Origin of the sequence: Pedobacter sp. GR22-10, from assembly GCF_026239715.1 — a bacterium.
Classification (GTDB): Bacteria; Bacteroidota; Bacteroidia; order Sphingobacteriales; family Sphingobacteriaceae; genus Pedobacter.
In genome coordinates, this window is the sequence record NZ_JAPIVR010000002.1 from 535,828 (window position 1) to 555,947 (window position 20,120).

At 41.8% G+C, this 20,120-nt stretch carries 14 protein-coding genes; 8 read left to right on the forward strand and 6 right to left on the reverse strand.

What is annotated here, in order from left to right; translation table 11 throughout:
- Positions 1–98: 98 nt before the first annotated feature.
- Both OQX64_RS09685 and OQX64_RS09690 read right to left on the reverse strand, forming a co-directional pair.
- Positions 99–1,343, reverse strand: coding sequence for an arsenic transporter (locus OQX64_RS09685; protein WP_088302106.1), 1,245 nt, complete (start codon positions 1,341–1,343; stop codon positions 99–101).
- 115 nt (positions 1,344–1,458) lie between these two features.
- Entirely contained in the window at positions 1,459–2,676 is a 1,218-nt protein-coding gene (locus tag OQX64_RS09690) for an MFS transporter (RefSeq protein ID WP_265818617.1), read from the reverse strand.
- A 345-nt stretch (positions 2,677–3,021) separates the two neighbouring features.
- Here OQX64_RS09690 and OQX64_RS09695 point away from each other — a divergent pair, with 345 nt between their 5' ends.
- The 6 genes from OQX64_RS09695 (at position 3,022) to OQX64_RS09720 (ending at position 11,478) form a co-directional block, all read left to right on the forward strand.
- Complete coding sequence (locus tag OQX64_RS09695) at positions 3,022–4,083, forward strand: efflux RND transporter periplasmic adaptor subunit (protein WP_265818618.1); 1,062 nt, start codon at positions 3,022–3,024, stop codon at positions 4,081–4,083.
- Between the two features lie 4 nt (positions 4,084–4,087).
- Positions 4,088–7,204 (forward strand): efflux RND transporter permease subunit, encoded by a 3,117-nt coding sequence (locus tag OQX64_RS09700; protein WP_265818619.1) that lies wholly within the window; start codon positions 4,088–4,090, stop codon positions 7,202–7,204.
- Positions 7,197–8,543, forward strand: a complete 1,347-nt coding sequence (locus OQX64_RS09705; protein WP_265818620.1) for a TolC family protein — start codon at positions 7,197–7,199, stop codon at positions 8,541–8,543. Before OQX64_RS09700 ends, OQX64_RS09705 begins: the two co-directional genes overlap by 8 nt.
- 40 nt (positions 8,544–8,583) lie before the next feature.
- Positions 8,584–9,624 carry a sensor histidine kinase gene (locus OQX64_RS09710; protein ID WP_265818621.1) on the forward strand — a complete coding sequence of 347 codons (1,041 nt, stop codon included), beginning with the start codon at positions 8,584–8,586 and terminating at the stop codon, positions 9,622–9,624.
- Between the two features lie 16 nt (positions 9,625–9,640).
- Positions 9,641–10,414 (forward strand): LytR/AlgR family response regulator transcription factor, encoded by a 774-nt coding sequence (locus OQX64_RS09715; protein WP_088302102.1) that lies wholly within the window; start codon positions 9,641–9,643, stop codon positions 10,412–10,414.
- A gap of 425 nt (positions 10,415–10,839) precedes the next feature.
- On the forward strand, positions 10,840–11,478 hold the full coding sequence (locus tag OQX64_RS09720; RefSeq protein WP_265818622.1) for an outer membrane beta-barrel protein: 639 nt from the start codon (positions 10,840–10,842) through the stop codon (positions 11,476–11,478).
- A 137-nt stretch (positions 11,479–11,615) separates the two neighbouring features.
- On the opposite strand, the gene OQX64_RS09725 is transcribed toward OQX64_RS09720, so the two are convergent.
- The 3 genes from OQX64_RS09725 to OQX64_RS09735 all read right to left on the reverse strand — a co-directional run bounded on the left by OQX64_RS09725 (position 11,616) and on the right by OQX64_RS09735 (position 15,917).
- Positions 11,616–13,988: a glycoside hydrolase family 3 N-terminal domain-containing protein gene (locus OQX64_RS09725; protein WP_265818623.1), complete on the reverse strand. Its 2,373-nt coding sequence runs from the start codon at positions 13,986–13,988 to the stop codon at positions 11,616–11,618.
- 131 nt (positions 13,989–14,119) lie between these two features.
- Positions 14,120–14,266 carry a hypothetical protein gene (locus tag OQX64_RS09730; RefSeq protein WP_265818624.1) on the reverse strand — a complete coding sequence of 49 codons (147 nt, stop codon included), beginning with the start codon at positions 14,264–14,266 and terminating at the stop codon, positions 14,120–14,122.
- Positions 14,267–14,567: 301 nt separating this feature from the next.
- The gene (locus OQX64_RS09735; protein WP_265818625.1) at positions 14,568–15,917 is read right to left on the reverse strand and encodes a glycoside hydrolase family 43 protein; all 1,350 of its coding nucleotides are present in this window, start codon (positions 15,915–15,917) and stop codon (positions 14,568–14,570) included.
- An 820-nt stretch (positions 15,918–16,737) separates the two neighbouring features.
- Between OQX64_RS09735 and OQX64_RS09740 the strand changes: the two genes are divergently transcribed.
- On the forward strand, positions 16,738–17,757 hold the full coding sequence (locus OQX64_RS09740; protein WP_265818626.1) for a hypothetical protein: 1,020 nt from the start codon (positions 16,738–16,740) through the stop codon (positions 17,755–17,757).
- A 274-nt stretch (positions 17,758–18,031) separates the two neighbouring features.
- On the opposite strand, the gene OQX64_RS09745 is transcribed toward OQX64_RS09740, so the two are convergent.
- A complete protein-coding gene (locus tag OQX64_RS09745) occupies positions 18,032–19,330 on the reverse strand; it encodes an esterase-like activity of phytase family protein (protein ID WP_265818627.1) in 1,299 nt (432 codons plus the stop codon).
- 154 nt (positions 19,331–19,484) lie between these two features.
- Between OQX64_RS09745 and OQX64_RS09750 the strand changes: the two genes are divergently transcribed.
- Complete coding sequence (locus OQX64_RS09750; RefSeq protein WP_265818628.1) at positions 19,485–20,072, forward strand: GDSL-type esterase/lipase family protein; 588 nt, start codon at positions 19,485–19,487, stop codon at positions 20,070–20,072.
- The last annotated feature ends 48 nt before the right edge of the window (positions 20,073–20,120 follow it).

Here is a 20,120-nt window from a genome sequence, read left to right on the forward strand (position 1 = left end):
GATCTTTTTCTTTGCTTTTTCGCTCTATACCACTGAGCATCAAAATTTTGAGGCATCAAGTAAATAAGGTTATTTTTTAGAAAGACATCCTGCAGCTCTTAAATCCATAAGGAAGCTAACGTTGCGATCAATGCCAAAGTCATGACCAGGGCACCAAGCTTTAAAAATTTCCAGGCGCTTACTTCCAGCCCTTCCCGGCGCAGTGCCACCAGCCATAAAATAGTGGCTAACGATCCGGTAATGGATAAATTAGGTCCCAGATCAATCCCAATCAGCACGGCACTTTTAACCATTTCAGGAGCATGTCCGTGGTTCATTACATCACCTGCAATCAATCCCGCAGGGAGGTTATTCATCAGGTTACAGGCAAATGCCGTAAATATTCCACTCAACCACACTGCTCCTGCTGCCGATTCAGCGATACTGCTGTTAAGGAGTTCCGTGAGACTATGGATGATTCCTGTTTTATTCAAGGCCTCTACAATGACAAATAAGCCGGCCACCAGTGGAAGTACCGACCATGAAACACCTTTTATAACAGCTAACGGACTTTTTTTAATATTGATCATCACCACTAATGTGGTCATGATTCCGGTTACCGCCGTGGGTAAACCCAGGTCCATGTTCAATCCTGAAGCTAACAATAATACAATGGCGGTGATGCCAATTCCAAAAAGTGCGGTACGGCCACCTCTGGATAATTCAGGCAATTGGATATCGGTTCTGATTTGATGACTGAAAGCACGGCGCTGGGTAAAATACAACACCAGGTAAGTAACCGTAATCGCACAAACAGATGGAATGAGATAAGTAGAGAGCCATTGATACAGCGGGGGCATATGGCTACCATAAATCACCAGGTTAGCCGGATTGGAGATGGGCAACACAAAAGAGGCGGCATTGGCAATAAATGCACAGATAAATAGATATGGAAGTGGTTTTTCTACCCTGGCCGCACTTACCGCGGCGGCTACTGCAGGTGTTAATACTACAGCTGTGGCATCGTTAGACAGGAAAGTGGTAACAGCAATGCCCACCAGGTAAATCAGCAAAAACAACCGTGACGGAGAACCCTTAGCCATCAGTGTGGCATGTGCGGCAAGCCACTCAAACAGTTTTTCTGCACGTGCGGTTTCTGCCAGGAGCATCATTCCCGTTAGAAACAGGTAAACGTCTATCCCTTTAGCCATACCGGCTACTGCCTCATGGTAATTGATCTGACGAAGAAGCAATAATAAAATTGCACCGGTTACAGCATATACAGCTTCGGTAACTTTAAAAGGCCGGATAATTACACCTGCAATGGCCAGAAATGAAATGATCCAGGTTGAAAGATAAATCATGTGATACTGCTATAGTTAACCGGGTTTGGCATACGGACTAAACACCAGCGTGTTCAAAAATAATGTTTTTGTATGAGGTAAATATGAAGTTGTAATATTACTGGTGAATTCACTCTTAATTAACCGATTTAATTGTCCTGGCAAAAATTAACCATAGCAGGATCGAACCCGCAGCGAAGCTACCCAGAATTATAAATGCCGGATTATACCCCATTCCCTCTGCTATCCAACCCCCAATGGCCGGACTTAAAGAAGCACCCAGCCCCTGAACAGTCATCACTGCGCCCTGACCAATATTCACGCGCCCTGTGCCATTTAGTATATGTGCCACCAAACCTGGAACAGCTACACTTTGTAAACCCGCACCAATTCCATCCAATACCTGTACCGGGTAAATACCGATGTGGCTATGGAGATAAGCCGCAATAAAACCACGTATAGGCAGAGAAATAAAGGAAATTAACAACACCAGCCAAAAACCACTTTTTTCAGCCATTCGCATGGCGATTAATGAGGTTCCAATCATGACAAGTTGCGCAATGATAATGGTCATCGCCACAAACATAGAAGCATTTTCCTGATCTTTTGAAGCGGCGGCAAGCCCATAGAGCGGTAACATGGCACCATTGCCCAAATGAAATAAAGCCAGGGCAGCGGCAAGAATTAATAAAGGCTTGCATTTAAAGAGCACCTTAAATCCACTAGCCTGCTCATCTGAATTCCCCTCTTTCATCCCCCTCGCGGCATTGTCGTCAATGGCCTTTGCCGGAATCATTAGCACTGCTATTACTGATAGTATACCAAAAAGTGCTGCCAGTAAAAAAATGGCAGGCATACCGAATTTATAACCCAGATAGCCGGAAAGTGCAGAACCCACTACATTACCCGCATGGTTAAAAGCCTGGTTATGTCCATTCTGCCTGTTAAATCCTTTTTGCTTCGCAATCCCCAGGGTAATGGCAATAATAGCCGGAGCAATAACAGAACCTGCAATAGCCGTAGCCACCTGTGAGATACTCACCAACCAGAATTCTTGCGTAAATAATACGATGCAGGAAGCCAGGATGGTGAAAACTGCAGAGAGCACAACGTAAAACCGTTTTCTTTTAGTGGCATCAATTAAGGCACCTGCAGGTATCGTCATAATCATGCCCGCCACCCCGCCAATAGTCATCACAGAACCAATGAGTCCGCTTTTCCAGCCATGCGCCAGGAGAAAGATACCCAGGAACGGCCCTACACCTGCTTGTAGGTCTGCCATAAAAAAATTGAGGGATTGTAGCGGCCAGATAATCTTTTTATCTACCGGGGCAGTGGTTTGTAGTTCGCTCATACGGCATGATGAACAGATTACCAGGTTAAATTGTTCATCAATGTTTTTTACCAAACACAACAAACAACTGAAATTCAGTTACTTAATATTATTTATCAAGCATTAATTTTTCTTCATATGGAATTGAATTGCATTTATACAACCTGAAGTGCTAAAAGGCATTTCAGAAATGTAAAAAACCATTGTTAAAATGGCAGGCAGATTTCATCAATGCCTGGCTAAGCAAAGCGATATAAACAGGTAAGGCACAGATCGTGCAACTTCAGTTATCATTTTTGTCAGTTCAGTCAGTATAGCGCCTAAATCAAATGGCTGTCTATCATCTTTGTGATAAATACAGGCAAAATGAAACTTATTAGCAACATAAAAAAGGCTGGAAGAAATGTGCTGACCATTTCTATGATCTCCCTTCTTCTGGTGGCATGTGGTAATCAGGAGGAAAAATCTAAGCACTTATCCGAACAAGCGACCAGGGTTAAAACCGAAAAACTGGTAAACACTAAAACAGAGCAGAATCTTGTACTTAGCGGAAATATTGAAGGAAACGCTACCGTTAAACTCGGATTCATGGTACCAGGTAAAATCAATCAGATCAACTTTTTACCCGGGCAAGCCGTTTCAAAGGGAAGTTTGATCGCCAGCCTCGAATCAACCAACTATATACTGAACAAGCAAATGGCTGATGTGGAATTAAGTGAAGCTCAGGATCAGTTTAACCGTTTAAAAATCATGCATGCTAAATCCAGCACCAGTGAACTTGACTTTACCAAAGGACACTTTGCTTTGCAAAAAGCCGGCACACAGCAAAAAATAGCGGTTAAGAACCTTCAGGATACCCGGCTTTATGCATCGATTTCCGGCATTTTACTGCGCAAGGATGCAGAAGCAGGGGAAATTATCACTGCCGGTACACCATTGTTTGTATTGGCAGACATTAAAAAAGTAAAGGTATCTGCCTCAGTGCCTGAAGGAGAATTGAAAGGCTTGAAAAAAGGCCAGTCGGCAGATGTAGAGATTGAAGCATTGAGCAGGCACTTTAAAGGAACAATAGTAGAAGTTGGTGCACTGGCTGATGCGACTACAAGGGCTTTTACTTTGAAAATTGAAATCAATAATCAAGATCTCGCCATCAGGCCTGGCATGATTGCCCAAACCAGAATCTCTTCCGGACATTTTAAAAACGGCATTAACATCGTTCCGGAATGTATTGTAAATGAACCAAGCAATCAAAGCTATGTGTATGTGGCAGACCTCAAAAGCCACCGGGCCTTTAAACGAAAAATAAGCCTCGGAAAAATGTCTGCAAATCGCGTAGAAATCCTTTCCGGTTTATCAGCAGGTGAAACCATAGTGATTTCAGGGCAAACTGCTTTAAATGATGGTTCCCCTATTAAAACAGATCAGTAATCATATGAATTTTATAGAAGCTGCACTTAAATATAAGCACCTCACGCTGGCGGTTTTGCTTGCGCTATTTGCTGTAGGCATCAACTCGTTGGTTAATATGCCCCGCCGGGAAGATCCAAAAATTACCATCCGGCAGGGACTTGTTCTGGCCGGATTTCCCGGAGCTTCATCTGCACAGGTGGAGGAGCAACTAACCAAGAAACTGGAACAGCAACTTTTCCAATATGATGAAGTAGATAAAACAAAAACATATTCCACCTCTAAAGATGGCATGGTCGTGATTAATGTTGAACTTACGGAATCAGTAAAACAGCCTGACATTTTTTGGAGCAAACTCCGCCACCAGTTGCTGGTGATCAAAGCTTCAGAACTGCCGCAAGGTATTCAGGGCCCGATCGTTGATTCTGATTTTGGCGATACGGAAGCAGTGGTGATTGCTTTGGAAAGCAACCAGGCAACTTATAAAGAATTAAGTGGATATGCCCAAAAGGTAGAAGACCTGATTCGTACACTAAAGCAAACTTCAAAAGTGAAGCGCATTGGAGATCAGAAAGAGGAAATAGTGGTTTCTTCCACCTCCGGTAAACTGGCGCAGTATGGTCTCAACTTCAGGCAGGTAGAACAGGTATTACGATCACAGAATACCATTGCGGCCACCGGAGAAATAAAAACTTTAGCCAGCAAGACTCCGCTTTATACCAATGGCTATTTCCATACGGAAACAGACCTGGCCAACCAGGTTTTAGGGCTTTCTCCTGCCGGTATCCCGGTAAAACTGGGCGACATTGCAAGTTTGAAAAGAACAGATGCCGAGCCTGAAAGTATCATCAGTGTAAATGGAAATAAAGCCATACTGTTATCCATTCAAATGCATGAGGGTAACAATATCGTCGCCTTCGGAAAATTAGCAGACAGTATGATTGCCTTGGCGAAGCAACGTATACCAAGCAATATAAAGGTGACCACATTAATCTCTCAACCTGCTTTGGTAGACGATCATATCTCCCATTTTATAAAAGAGTTTTTTCTGGCCATACTTTCGGTAATTGTGGTGGTTATTCTGCTGTTACCTTTCCGGATTGCATCCGTTGCTGCTTTGGCTATTCCAATGACGGTGGCGCTGACATTCGCCATTCTGAATGCATTGGGAATTGAACTGCACCAGGTATCACTTGCCGGATTGATACTGGTTCTGGGCATGGTGGTAGATGATGCAATTGTGATCGCAGACAATTATGTTGAACTTTTAGATGAAGGTATTGACCGCTGGACAGCAGCCTGGCGCAGCGCACACGATTTGCTGATCCCGGTTCTGGCAGCCACTATCACCATCATCGCTTCCTTTTTACCCATGGTGCTGATTAAGGGTTCTACCGGAGAATTTATTTTTACCCTCCCCATTACAGTGGCTGTGGCACTAATTGCCTCCTATTTTGTAGCACTGTTCCTCACTCCTTTGCTGTGTTATACCTTTATTAAGAAAGGATTAAACCATTCTTCTGTGCCTGATGAACAGCAAGACGACCAGAAAATAAAGGTTTCGGTGCTCATGAGGATGCAAAATACCTATAATAAAGCGCTTGATTGGTGTATCAAACATCCCAAACTGACCATATTAACCAGTATTATTTTTGTACTGCTCACCGGAATCGTAATGAAGCTTGGTGTGCGTGAGTTATTCTTTCCGCCTGCAGAACGCAACCAGTTTATAGTAGAACTCTGGATGCCTACGGGTACTAAACTTGAGAAAACACATGCGGCAATAAATCAGGCAGCAAACCTGATTAAAAAAGATAAACGCGTTATTTCCTATGCGGCATTTTCCGGAACATCGGCACCCAGGTTTTATTACAACTTTGCTCCTGAAGTTCCGACAAGCAATTACGGGTTAATATTGATTACCACAACCAATAATGAAACCACGGAACAAATGGCTGAAGAACTTACCACAAAAGTGAAAGCCCTTATACCTGACGGAACTTTTTACGTGAAACAGATGCAGCAGGGTAACGACCTAAAAGCACCTGTAGAAGTAAGGATTATTGGAGACGACATCAATACCTTAAAGGAATACGGTACACAGGTGGCAAATATCATCAAAAAGGCCAAGGGCAGCAGGCTGGTGCGTAATGATTTTGCATCAGACTATTATGGCATACAGATTACACCTCATGAGGATGCCGGACAACTCGGCTTTACCACAGGTGATATCGCCAGTGCAGTTTTTACAGGTTTTAGCGGTGCCCCCATCTCTACCATTTATGAAGGAAACAACCCGGTGGATATCCGGTTGCGGTTAGATCAGCGGGTGCGAAGAAATACAGATGACCTGGAAAACACCTACCTCTCTTCCCCTCTAAATAATGCACAAATACCACTCAGGCAAATTGCAACCTTAACACCACAGTGGCAAAGCGGAAACATCATGCACCGAAATGGCATCCGTACGCTTACGGTTCAAAGCGAAACGGAGGCACATATACTGCCAGCCGAACTGCTTGAACAGATCAAACCGGCAATAAACACACTAAAGCTTCCGGCAGGATACCATATTGAATACGGCGGTGAAGAAGGTGGAAAGGAAGAAGTGGAAGCAGATATGTACACTGCGCTTGGAACCAGTCTGGTACTCATTTTTTTCATCCTGATGTTCCAGTTTAAAAATTTTAAAGAGGTGCTGATCATTATGGCAACCATCCCGTTAAGTCTTTTCGGTGCCATACTGGGGCTGGCCATTACGGGAAATAATTTCAGTTTTACCGCATTTATCGGCTTAATTGCCCTTTCAGGGATTGTGGTTCGCAATGCCATCATTCTGGTTGATTATACCAATATCCTGATTCAGCATGGTATGGATATCCGAACCGCGGCGATTGAGTCTGCCAAAAGGAGACTACGCCCGATTTTCCTCACGGCCATGGCGGCAGCGGTCGGTGTACTGCCGATGATCATATCAGGTTCGCCCATGTGGGCACCCCTTGCGAGTGTACTTGCTTTCGGCGTCATCTGGAGCATGATGATGGCCTTACTTACCGTACCAGTGATGTACATCGGCTGGATAAACCTTGGCGACAAACAAGAAATCCGTAGTCAACATCAAAATACAATTCAACATGATTAATAAAATCAAAAACAGTTGGCGGGTGATACTATTGTGCTTCATCTGTTACTATAGCAAGGCACAAACGGCATATTCAGTTGATCAGCTGATCCATGCGGCAAAAAAAAACAGCCATCAGCTTAACATCAGGCAATACCAGATTTTAGAAAAAACCAGCAAACTGCATGAAGATGGAATTAAAAGATATCCTTCCCTTACAATAGATGGAAGCTATCAATATAATTTCAAGTTGCCAGACATTTCTATTCCGGCCGGCACGATAGGTATGATTAATACCGGAAACGGTGCGGCACAACTTTTACCTGCACAGGATACAAGGTTTAAAATCGGCGAAAAAGGCAATTATAATGTGGGCTTTAACCTTTATCAACCCATCACGCAACAAGCCAAACTGGCTACCGCAATGGCCATTGATCAGACTGACATTCAGATTGGCAGGCAGGAAAGTGTACAAACGGCGCTGCAACTGACACTACAGGTAGAACAACTTTTTTATAGTGCCTTAATTTTGCGTAAAACATCCGAATCAGGAAAGCTCCGCATTGAACTGGCAAAAGCAAAACTTACTGACGGCGAAACATCCCGCATGGCAGGTACCGTTACCGCTGCCAGCCTGGCCGGGCTTCGGGCTGATATCGCCAATGAGGAACAGGCTTTGGTGAAAACCGACCTGCAGCTTCAGGACTATCTTGCTGAGATGAGTAGTCTGACAGGCATTGATCTGAAAAAACTAAACCTACAGGAACCAGTATGGAATGAAAAAGATATAGTAATCAGTGATTACCGCAGCAATGCCATGCTTAATCCCGATTTGGAAATAGCCAGATTGAATAAGGAAAAGGCCATATTAGGGATAAAAGCAATTAAACAGGGCAACCTGCCTGATTTCGGCATTGTGGCTGGATATTACAGGCAACAAGGAAGCCCAATACTACCGGTAAGCAGTCCATATGTTGGCATCAGCCTGAAATGGAATCTTCAGGATCTTTTTGCAAACCATGAATTAAAAAATCAGCGGCAGGCACAGTTAAAACAAGCGGAAGAAAATGTGGCCTACACCCAGCAGCAAATCGGTTTAACGGTTAACCGGTTATCCAGGAAAGTGGTGCAATGCAATGCCTTAATTACCGCAGCAGGCAAAGCGGTATCCTTTCGTCAGGATGAATTAAAAGAACAGCAGGACCGTTTAACTGCCGGATTTGAAATCAAGACTGCGCTATTGGAAACAAAAGTGAAGCTTGCACAAGCAGAGGCTGACCTGTACACGGCAAAACTGCAACAGGCCATAGCCATTGCTGAGCTGGAAAACATATCCGGAAAGAACAAATTTGAGAATTGACTCATTTTCTGATAAAAGAGATTTAACTTTACTGTAAAAGATGTACAAACAGAATTATAACATATTCCGGCGCTATGGTTACCCAGGATTCGGGATGCTGTTGTATCTGGTCATTTTTTTAATTAATCCATATGAACCAGATCACTCCGGTCTGCAATATTTCTTCAGTATGGATTTTGTACTGGAGCTTGTACTGGCCATAGCTTATGCTGCTGCATTATTTGAAACCGGGATTCAGCTTACCAGTTTTATCAATCGATTTTATAGCTGGGAAGGGCATATTGCCATGAGGTTTCTGATCCAGTTCCTGCTGCACATCGGTGTGATCTACCTCATTTTGAATTTGTTTTTTATCATCAGGCTACCGGTTCGCTTTATTTATGATGAACTGATGTTCAGGCAGGCACTCATCGTAGGTACCATTTTTTCTCTGCTTACCACTGTTGTATTTGCCGCAGCCTATTTTTTTCATCGATGGAATGATGCCAGTTTAAAATCACTTGAGCTACAGCAACATACCACACAGGCACAGCTAGAAGCACTAAAGCTTCAGCTTGATCCTCATTTTCTTTTTAATAACCTGAGTATTGTTACTGCACTTATTGAGGATGAACCACAAACCGCAACAGCTTATCTGGCCAATCTTTCTTCCATCTACCGGTATATGCTGGCAAACAGGTTAAAAGACCTTATTTCCTTAAGAGAAGAACTGGAATTTATAGCGGCCTACCTGTATCTTTATCAAATCCGTTATGGTGATGGGATCATTGTTGAAATCGCCGGACACGAAGATATTGATACACTTGGTTTACCCCCTCTTACACTCCAGTTGCTGATAGAAAATGCCATTAAACACAACGTTTTTAGTACCAGGTTACCCTTAAAAATAAACATCTATTTCACTGCAGATCGCCATATCATCGTCGAAAACAATAAAATGCTCAAAAATAAGAATACCTACAGCAGCGAGATCGGTTTAAAGAATATTAATGAGCGATACCGCCTGATGGAACAAGAACAACTATTGGTGACCGAAACCCAGGAAACCTTCACCGTTTCTATACCATTGATTACGTTATAACCCTAATCACCATTGTATGCCAAGTGTTTTGATCATTGAAGATGAGTTGCCAAATGTGTTGAGGCTCGAAAAAATGCTCCGTCAGCTGGATAGCAGCATGATGGTGGTAGATCGCTTACAAACTGTTCAGGACAGTATCATTTGGTTTCAGGGCCACGCACAACCAGACCTTATTTTTATGGATATCAGGCTTACAGATGGGTTAAGCTTTGAAATATTTAATCATGTTGAAATTACCGCACCAGTGGTTTTCATTACCGCTTATGATGAATATGCCTTAAAAGCATTCGAGGTAAATGGAATTGATTACCTGTTAAAACCTCTTGATGCAGATAAACTTGCTAAAAGTTTAAAAAAGGCGGCACCAAAAGACCGGCATACCAATGATTTATTGTTGCAAACCTTAAGGGAGCTGCAAACCAGAGAAATATCTTACCGCAACAGGTTTCTGGTTTTTTATCGGGATACCTATGTACTGGTGATGACCAGTGAAATTGCCTATTTTTCATCTGAAAATAAAACTACTTTTCTGCATACTTTCGACAATAAGCGCTATGTGATCGAGCAAACGTTAGAAAACCTGGAAAAGGAGCTTGATCCCGATGTATTTTTCAGGGCAAGCAGACAATATATCGTCTCATTAAAATCGATACACAAAATACACCTTTTCTTTAACAGTCAGCTCAAGATTGAGTTATCGCCAGCTGAGGGCGAAGCAATTACCCTTAGCAGGGAAAAATCTTCCCAGTTAAAAAAATGGCTGAACCAGTTCCCCTCAAATAAGCTTTAGCCTTACATATATCGTTGCGAGGCACGAAGCAATCTACCTTGTGAAATCTATAAAGGAGATTGCTTCAGCAAATGAAGAATTTGCTTCGCAATGACGGATTTTCAAGGGAACTTCTCCACCCAAAAGTCATGCTGACCTGTAGCGCAGCGGAAAGCTACGAAGTAAATTTAGCTCAGCACCTTTCTTGATAACCTCCTGAATCAAGTTCAGGAGGACGGTCCCTTAAGCAGTATCGTCATAGGAGGAGGTACAAAAGCCTGTCCCGAACTTTTGGGAAAGCAATCTATTATGTAGAATTTTCAACAGTGTGCTCAGACTATTCGTTCTGTAAGGTGGGTGCCGGATTTTGTCACTTCAGTAACTATCATCAAAACACATCACCTATTGTGTCACATCTTTGACATACAGCAGTAATATAAAACACGATGAATTTCAGCATTTTTAAAAAAGTAACACTTATCGCTCTGGTTTTTTCGGGCATTTATTATACGGTAAAAGCGCAGGTTTCAGATCCGGCAAAAGAACGCAAATGGCGGATAGATTTTGGCGGGGCAATTGGTTTGTTTGCCCCATTTGATCAGGTTGCCGGTGAACCCATGCTCCTGGGTACTACTTCTCAAACCACCGTCCAGTTCAATTACAAGAAACAATTTTTCGGGCGGGTACAATTGGGTGAAACCAGTGTGGGCTACAAAAGTAACACGGCATCAAATGGAATAAATTCTATGATAGATGCCAATTCCAATAGCATCAACCTGGGTCTGGGCTTTGGTTATCACAGGGGCCTGGGTAATTGGGTACCTTTTATTGTAGCAGGCTTAGGTCCGTCTTTGGTTCGCCACCCACAAGCTGATATTGATGCGACAAGCAACACCGTTAATTATTCTAATGATTCCAAATTATACCTGTATGGTAATGTCGGATTGGGCGTAAACTACAATTTATCAAAATCCATTATGCTTTTACTTGAATGCCAAGCCACTAAAATAGCCAACCTCCCCAAAACACCGAGCACCCATCTGAGTGGAATCAGCGCATTGATTAATGTGAAGTTTGCTTTATAAAATTGCATTTTTTCTACAAGTTGGTGCCTCACCGATCAGCCATGAAATGAAGAAGTAAATAGTAACGATTGATTAACCGTCCCGTCTTGCAGCCCCCCGGTGGAGGGGAATGGCAAAACGCCAAAAACTTCGAAAAACTACTTTTCTATTTTAAACTTTCCTTCCAACCTCACCTGATCTGAAGAGGAGGAAACCATTACCGAGTATTCTCCAGCATCAACCGCCCATTTCATTTGGGCATTATAAATTTCCAGGTTATCCTTATTCAATACAAAAGTTAAATGCTTTTGTTCGCCAGCTTTTAAGGCAATTCTTTTAAACTGCTTTAACTGTTTAGCTGGTAACACGACAGAAGCCGTTTTCATTTTCAAATACAGTTGAACCACCTCTTCCCCATCTACACTTCCGGTATTTTTTAAATCAAAATTGACTGTAGCCGATCCGTGCTCATATTTAACTTTAAGGTTTTGATAATCGAAAGTGGTATAACTTAAGCCATAACCGAAACTGTACAAGGGTTTTGCATCCATTTCAATATAATCGTGTTTCTCCGGGTAGCGGGCATTGTAGTAAACAGGTAACTGTCCGACAGATTTAGGAACAGAAATTGGCAAACGTCCGGCAGGATTATAATCACCAAAAAGCACATCAGCAATGGCATTCCCCCCTTCCTGACCAGGATACCAGGCATCCAGAATAGCAGGAACGTGCTCGGCAGCCCAGTTTAAATTTAAAGGCCGGCCTTTAATCAGCACCAGCACCACTGGTTTGCCCGTGTTAACGACAGCTTTTAATAGCTTAAGCTGGTCGCCGAGTAAATCTAAAGTAGCCCTGTCGTAACCTTCTCCACTTTCCATGTCGCTAAGCTGATTGCCGCCTGCCTGGATTTTTGCGGCTCCGGTTTCAATGTATTCCGTTTTAAAGTCCCTGGCACTGGATCCACCCAAAACAATGATCACCGCATCAGCTTTTTTTGCAGCACTTACCGCTTCTTCAATATTGCTGGAAGAAGTATCACGGATGGCGCAACCTTTCACAGCAGTAATTTTAGTATTGTTGCCCAGTTTATTTTTGATTCCCTGCAAAACCGTCACTACATTGCCTTCGCTTTGTGGCGCAGAATAATCACCAATCTGGTTATAAAGCTGATCAGCATTCGGGCCAATTACAGCAATGCTTTGAAGTGATTTACTTAGTGGAAGCAGCTTATCCTGATTTTTTAACAGAATGATGGATTCACGCGCAACCTGCCTGGCCAAAGCTACCTTTTCTGTACTTCTTACCTGCTGTTTTGCCCGCTCAGGTTTAACATAAGGGTTTTCAAAAAGTCCCATATTAAATTTGATACGCAATACCCGGCTTACGGCAGTATCTAAAACCTCGGAAGTAACTTTTCCGGATTTAATAGCGGCCAGCAAAGCTTTACCATAGCCAAAGCCACTCAAATCGGCATCCAGGCCAGCATTAATAGACATTTCAGCGGCTTCAGCCGCATTTTCAGCAATGTGGTGATTGGCTTTTAATCCGGAAATGCTGTTTAAATCAGAAACCACAAATCCTTTAAAGCCCCAGTCTTTTCTTAATATATCCTTCAGCAGCATTTCATTGGAAGAACACGGAATGCCGTCAATAGAATTGTAGGCCGTCATTACAGACAACGCACCTGCTTTTACAGCTGCTTTAAAAGGTGGCAAATAAAACTGATGTAAACTGCGCAAGCCCACATTAATGCTGCTCCCGTTATGGCCACCTTCGGGTGCACCATAAGCAGCAAAATGTTTTAAAGTAGCGACAACATTTACACCACTGCTGATATTGTTTCCCTGGAAACCTTTCACCATGGCCTCACCCATCCGGCTATTAAGTACCTGATCTTCGCCATAAGTTTCTTCCACTCTTGACCACCGCGGTTCACGGGCTAAATCCAATACCGGACCATATCCCACATGGCCACCCTGTAAGCGGGTTTCTTCGGCAATTGCAGCAGCCATTTTCTGAATCAGTTCCGGATCAAAGGTACTGCCCTGCCCGATTGATGTTGGAAAAACCGTTGTACCAATCGCCATATGGCCATGCGGTGCTTCTTCGGAAAGCAAAACCGGAATACCTAACCGGGTATTTTCTATTGCATATTTTTGAATGGCATTGGTGGCTTTGGCAGCCAGCTCAGGATTTAAACCATTGACTAATGTCTTTTTTGTCCAGGGATCAGCGCGAAGGGTTGCCCAAAGCATACCTGTATATTCTTCTTTCAATGATTTTTTGAAGGCTTCACTTACTTCCACCTCATTGCCTTTTTTGATGTACATGGGCCAGCCCAGTGGCATGGAAATCTGCCCGACTTTTTCTTCAACAGTCATCCTGGAAAGTAAATCATTAATCCTGCGTTCTACAGGTACTTTTGCATTTTTATACAAGGGAAGCTTTGCTGCGTTTTGCGCAAAAGCAGTACTATTCATCATGACAAAACCCAGGATAAGGCTCCGGGTCCATCGTGTATCTATCTTCATATCCATTAAATTATGCCCATACTTTCTTCAGGAAATGCAACCAGTTGCCATGCATCAGGTTCCGGGCATCAGTATCATTAATCATCTCTTTTATTCAGGAACTTTTTATAATCGGCAATGATTTCCAGATTCTACGGAAATTGCTTTCTTCCAAAATCACGATCCAGATCAGAACCAATACATACCACATCTTTGATTTGATCCATTCTCAGAAAAGTTGATCGCCATAGCTGTTCCACGATTTTAAATTGTACTATAAATGCGACGAAAAGCTTCATGGCTCCCACTTTAAAGGGATTCCATTCGATATAACAGGATTTATCAAGAAGGCTTTTCTAGCACGCATAGCAATATTTCGTTCTACTAACATAATAAAAATATGCTAGTAAAACGTATTACCAAATCATTTTAATCAATCAGCCCCCTAAAAAATTAAACAGGTAAATGTTAACACATTATAATAGTAGGAAAAGACATTGAGGATCATGTTATTGAAATCTATTCAGCAGATTTACCCAGGCAACATGCTGGTAAATCAGAAATACATTAATAAAACGCAACATTTAGAAGATATATTTTTTAATTTGCTTTCATCTTCCACCAATCCAGGTTGAAGCGACCTCCTTTAAAAACCAGATAAAGATCGTGCTTGCCTTTGATGGTTTTGATACTGCTGGAAACAGTTTCCCATTTTGGAGATTTAACATTCAGCGTACCCAATAAAGTGCCTGCCTTGTCGTCAATTCTAATTTCAAGACTTCCGGCAGTTATAGCGGCCACACAGGCTTCAATTTTTCTAGCGCCTTTTCCAAAATCAACACCCCGTACCTTGATATATGCTCCGGTATTTTTATTACACACAAAAAATTGGCCGGTTTTAATATCTTTTGCCGTAGTCATACCTTCTGCCCAATTGATCGTTTCAGCTGCTGTACGTTTAAAAGGATTAAGATTTCCGATCTGCTCAACCCCGGTTTCAGACCACCAGGACAGCTCCGGAATGGTACCATCCGGGTTATATTTAAATTCTTCCACACAAACCGAACGCCGTTCATGGTGTTGCTCCGTAAGCATAAAATTCAACCTGTAATTAAAACCAAATACATACGACTTCCCCTTATAATCAATAATTCCGGGATGGTTACCGGATGATTTTGCGTTTGGCTTCATAATATAGCCCTTATATTCCCAGGGCCCGGTGGCACTATTGCTCATGGCATACCCAATCCCCTCCGGACAACAGGTAGAGGCATAAGCCATATAATAATAACCATTGCGCTTGTATGCCCAGGGTCCTTCCTGATAGTGATAGGTATCTTCCGTAGTCTGTCCCTTCTCTTTACCTACATTTGGTATTTTCGTGACCTCGCCAGCATGTGAAATCATATCTTCATTCAGCTTAACATACCAAAGGCTTGGATTGCCCCAATACAAATAAGCTTGTCCGTTATCATCAATAAATACTGAAGGATCTATATCATTCCATTTGTGGTCAGTATCCACCAGGCTTTTACCAATAGGATCTTTAAATGGCCCGTAAGGACTGTCTGCTACCAGTACACCAATTCCGCTTCCCTGTACAGCACAATAGAGGTAAAACTTTCCGTTTCGTTCAATGCACTGGTGTGCCCATGCACCGTTATCCTGCCTTCCCCATATAAAATCTTTTAATGATGCCACCACACCATGATCTGTCCAGTTCACCATGTCAGTTGAGGTATAAAGCAACCATTCTTTCATCAGGAATTTCCCCATGCCCGGACCTGCAGTATTCTCATCGTGAGTGGTGTATAAATATACGGTATCTTTATAAACCAGCGGCGCCGGATCAGCGGTGAACCGGGTTTGAATAACTGGATTTTGAGCAATGGATCTCAAAGCGATCACGCCCACAAAAAAGAGAATAAGTACGCTAAATTTCTTTATCATTTTTATCAATATGTTAACCTTATGATATCTTTTTGCATCTACTCAATCAGGAGATAATTTTACAACATGTGCCTGCAGCCTGGTAAAAGTACATTCAGGTGTTTTACATTATTTGGTTTGGGCAATTCAAAAAAACAGGTATTAAAACCGGGTCGCAATGTATTAAAAAACAAGTTTCTATCCTGCTGATTAAACATATGTGCCAGCATTACATCAAAAATTATAAATCCTGATGATGCTTTGTATCTCAGCCTGCCAATTAAATTGCAAACCATCTCCTGCTTCTCCAAAATTATTTGGCTTTTCCCTCGTAGCTATATAATTTGATCATGTTATCATTAAAAGAAAACATCATTTTTATTTCAGCTGCTCAATAAAAATTTACCATACGCCAGGGATTTTTGCGCTAAAAAATGGTCTGGATTTCAATATACCTGAGATCTAAAACCTGCTAAAACTTCCGTTTACAACCCTAAGAACATCAACAATAATAAATATATACACTTACATACCAACAGCTTACACCATAAAACCCATCTTTTAAAGCTTTATGCATACGTTAATTTTCAGAAACTGGTTTTTTAAAAAGACAAAACCAAAGGTTGTAACATTTACGATACAAAAAACAAACATTTTATTGACGTTCCCGTTCTCTATCGAAACAAAAATAATCAGTATGAAAATAAAAATTACAAAATCAAACAGGGATGAATGCATGGATTCATCATTCAAAAGCATCAGTTTTGAAACATTGTTTTTGTAGGTAATAAAAATAGTACGGCTTATTAAAAATCAATTTTATCAACCTAAAAAAACAAAAATGTCACAAACAATTCACACAGTAAGGGATAAATCTGCTATTGGATTTATCAGCCGCTTATCATGGAGCGCAATTATTTCAGGTGTTTTTATCGCCATCGCCATTCAACTTTTACTCAGTTTACTGGGATTAAGCATTGGTATGGGCAGCATAGATCCCCTTGAAGAAGCAAAACCCTTTAGTGGTCTTGGAACCGGAGCATTAATCTGGTGGATAGTAACCATGCTGATATCTTTATTTACAGGTGGCTGGGTAGCAGGCTGGTTTTCCAATCATGTTCAAAAAACAGATTTGGTACTACATGGCTTATTGACATGGTGTTTATTAACCTTTTTAAACCTATACCTGATCACTTCATCAGTGGGTAAAGTGGTAGGCGGCGTTGGTTCTGTTATTACAAAAGGCTTTTCTATGGCTGGAGAAGGCATTAAGGCTGCCGCTCCTGAAGCCGGAAATATGATTAAAGATCAGCTAGGCGTAGATGAAAACACTTTTGGTAAAATGAAACAGGAGGCTGAGCTGTTGTTAAAACAATCTGGTAAAAAAGAATTACAACCAGGCGCCTTAAAAGAAAAAGCCAATGAGGCTACCGGAGCAGGTGAATCAACAGGAAAAGATATTTTGGAAAATCCCCAGGATGCACAGCAAAAACTGGATGCACTTTTTTCTAAATTGTTTTCAGCGAGCGACTCTACCTTTAATGCGGTAGATCAGGAAGCCCTGGTTAATATTGTTCAGAAAAGAACCGGCAAAAGCCGTGTAGAATCTCAACAGATTGTAGAGAACTGGGTAAGCACCTTAAATACGGCTAAAGTAAAATTAAAAGAAGTGAAGGCAGAAGCAGAACAGAAAGCCAGAAAAGTTGGTGATGAAATGGCCTCGGCAATTTCTAAATTCGCTATTTTCTCCTTCATCGGAATGATTTTAGGTGCCTTTAGTGCCAGTATGGGAGCCATTTTTGCCTCACGCAAAAGGGTCACCGTTGTAGCCCATGCTGCAGTTGTGGAAGATACTTTGTAAAAGTTAACATTCATTTCAGGCAAGATTAAAATGCCAATACAATAAAGCGGGGAAATTTTAAAATCTTGGTTAATTAATTATTTGCTGTTTTACACCCTGCCCTTCTACCACCCTCCGATACATCGGAGGGTGCCCAAAGGGCGAGATGGTTAAAAATAAAATACGCTATATTTAACCAAACTCAAGTTTAAAATATTTCCTCGCTTTAATATTTACATCCTGTGCAAAATACTTACATCAGCCTGATACGATAACATACAGGTAGTAGCACGGATTAAAGTTTAACCTTTACAAAGTATAAACGGTTCCGATCTACGGTTTTAGTTAAGGGTAAAATCTTTTGGGCAAAGCCGCTGGCTCCATTATCTACCACACCAAAATCGTCATCATTAGAAATCACAAGGATGTTTCCGGGCAAAAGCGCAAGTCCTTCTGCCTTATCATGCGGGTAAATCGATGGCAAATCTTTTAACAGATCCAAGACCAGCGTTTTTGATACTGGCGTAATCCCCGCAGCAGTAAGCCCTGCCTGATTATTTAGTTCTTCTATTGTTTTTCCACCGTAAAGTTTTCCTGTTGAGCCATCAGCTGGATCAGAAATATCTGTAGCATTGCTGATATCAATCTTAAATACCTTCTTAAAGGCGGCAGGATTAGTGGTATCACCACCAAAAAGGCCATCTCTTTCTATGGTTAAAAAGGTAGTCGCATTTACAGCTACAATATCGCTCACACCGGTAAGCGTGGTATTACCCATTAAATAAGCGTATTGTTTGGTTGCGCCAGTTGCAATATCAAAGGTTAATATCCGCAGTACTGTTGAATTGGCTACCGCATTTTTTGAAGGGTTGTACATTGGTGACTGCATCATACCCACCAGCGTTTTGCCATCAGGTGTAATGGCTAATCCTTCCATCCCACGGTTTGCCCTTCTTTTGGTAAAAACCGCCGGAATTTTTCGGCCTCCGGTTCCGGTACCAAATGGATTAATGCGTTCAATGGTTTTTCCATTGGCATCAAAATGAGCCAGGTGTGGCCCGTATTCATCGCTGATCCAAAAAGTTCCATCTGCTGCCCTCACCAATCCCTCTGAATCAATACCATCGGCACTCGGCGCAATCACCTGCCCGTTTAAATCATATGCTGTCTCTCCTGAAGCGCCCATACCTGCTGGATTTGGAATCCCGTTTAACTTTCCACCCGCTGCATTTTTCAGCTCAATGGTTTGCTCCAATATCAGTTTTCCATCCTTCAACCTAAACTTTCCAATTTGTGGGTCGAAATCAGGTTTTCCAATAATAATGGAATTGGCCAGCTGCCCGGCCACATTTGCACCTCTATCCGTTAACATATAAAATACGGCTGCATCATTTGGATCTGCTGCAACGGCCGAACCAAAACCACCATTGTAAACCTTAACACCACTTGCCGTGGTAAATAAGATGGCCGGATCAGCAACTTCTGCCATATCAGGATAGGTAATAACATGTGGTTCATCGTTGCCTGGAGTCTTTTTACAAGATACCATCCCCAAAAATACCATCAGCCCTAATAAAATTAATTCTTTCTTCATTTCTTAATTTGAATAGTTATCCCGCAAATCAACTACCCGCATATGAATTTCATGTTAATCCAGTAACAAGTAATTTCCCTGATTTTTATTGATGGATTAAAATTTAACATTCTGATCATACAAAATCGCTGATATATCTTTTATATTCACAGGCATGTATTGGTATGAAGATGAAGTGAAGCGCTTAGAACAGGTTTCTCCGGAGAAAAGAAAAAATTATTCCACCATATTTTATGGAAGTTCATCCATTCGTCTCTGGCAGCGTCTCGAAGATGATTTTCCTGCAAAAAGAGTTATCAATCTTGGGTTTGGAGGTTCAACACTAGCGGCATGTGCCTGGTTCTTTGATCGGATTATGACTGGCTATCAGCCAGATGAGCTTATCTTTTATGCGGGCGACAATGATCTGGGTGATGGCCGAAACCCCGAAGAGATATTCTTATTTTTTCTTCAGCTGATGGCAAAGGCCGATGAAAACTTTGGTGCTATCCCTTGTTATTTCATCTCGCTAAAACCAAGCCTTTCCAGGTGGCATATGGCCGATCAGTTTAAGTATACCAATAACCTGATTGAGCGTGAGCTAATTAAAAGGAATGGAAACTGGCAATTCATAGATGTTTTTAAACGAATGCTGGATAAGGATGGAAATCCAAATCCGGGTTATTATGATCATGACGGACTTCATTTAAGCAAAGAAGGATATGATTTGTGGAAAATGATTATTCATGAAAAATTAGGATAATATGATCATTTGTTAATGTTGAAATAATACCGCTGATGTAATTTCCAC